Raw genomic sequence first — 1,095 nt, 5'->3', positions numbered from 1 at the left:
CACTTCCGGGACAAGGGCTGGGCGATCCGGGTCCCGCGGCGGCTGCAGGAACTCAAGCTGTCGCTGACCAAAGCCACCTCGGAGCTCTCCCAGACGCTCGGCCGCTCACCGACGGTCAGCGAGATGGCGGCTCATCTGCAGATGAGCGAGGAGGAGGTGCTGGAGGGCCTGGAGTCCGCCAACGCCTACTCGGCGGTCTCGCTGGACGCGCCGGACTCCGGCGACGACGAGGCTCCGGCAGTGGCCGACACCCTGGGCGTCCAGGACGAGTCCCTGGAAGGTGTCGAGTACCGGGAGTCGCTCAAGCCGCTCCTGGAGAAGCTGCCTCCACGGGAGAAACGCATCCTGCTGCTGCGGTTCTTCGGCAACATGACCCAGTCGCAGATCGCCACCGAGCTCGGGATCTCCCAGATGCACGTCTCGCGCCTGCTCGCCCGCACGCTGGCCCAGCTACGCCGCGGCCTGCTGGACGACGCCTGACGGCTGTCTCCCCCGACGGCCGTCTCCTGAGAGAGTCGGATCGGTCGTAACAGGCATGCAGGTCGCAACGGTCATGCAAGGGGATCACCGGGACCCGGAGGCTGGCGGGGACGGTAGCCGCCGGCCAGGCCGATCAGCACCAACACCCCGACCGGGACCACGACCAGCGGAACACCTTCGCCATAGCGGTGAGCCTGCAAAAGACCAACACCGACCGGAAGGCACAACATTTGCACAACGACGAGAGGTGAGCGGGCCCACCGGCGGTGGGCGAGCAACGCCCCCGCGAGCAGCCACAGGACGACCCCGGCGACGACGGCGAGCAGACCTCCGAGCTCGGCCCGGCCACGATCGTCGGTGTCCGCCCCGAAACCCCGTACCACCAGGAACATGCCAAGGGCGACAAGCAGTAATCCCTCGGCGGCCAGTAGCACCACAGCGGCCCGCAGAGCGTGTACGGCATACCGAGCACGGTCACGCCGCCAACGGGTCGGCGCGACCCGCTCGGATTCAGCCCTGGAACGCACATGCCGACAGTACGTGGTCGCCACGACCGCGTAATCCCGCCGGGCCCAGCGGCCGCGGCGGACCATCCCGGCGGACCACCGCGGCGCG

General features: G+C 69.2%; 2 protein-coding genes. One reads left to right on the top strand and one right to left on the bottom strand.

From position 1 onward, the window contains the following. On the top strand, positions 1 to 480 hold a 480-nt coding region (locus DD1DGNOD_RS05560; protein ID WP_131769599.1), incomplete at its 5' end, for a sigma-70 family RNA polymerase sigma factor. A gap of 71 nt (positions 481 to 551) precedes the next feature. On the opposite strand, the gene DD1DGNOD_RS05555 is transcribed toward DD1DGNOD_RS05560, so the two are convergent. Then, positions 552 to 1,095 (bottom strand): hypothetical protein (locus DD1DGNOD_RS05555; RefSeq protein ID WP_241255481.1); only part of this gene is annotated, 544 nt, incomplete at its 5' end.

Source organism: Candidatus Protofrankia californiensis (assembly GCF_900634765.1).
Lineage (GTDB): Bacteria > Actinomycetota > Actinomycetes > Frankiales > Frankiaceae > Protofrankia > Protofrankia californiensis.
The sequence above is the reverse complement of the archived record's forward strand: the minus strand, read 5'-3'. Positions and strand labels throughout refer to the sequence as shown.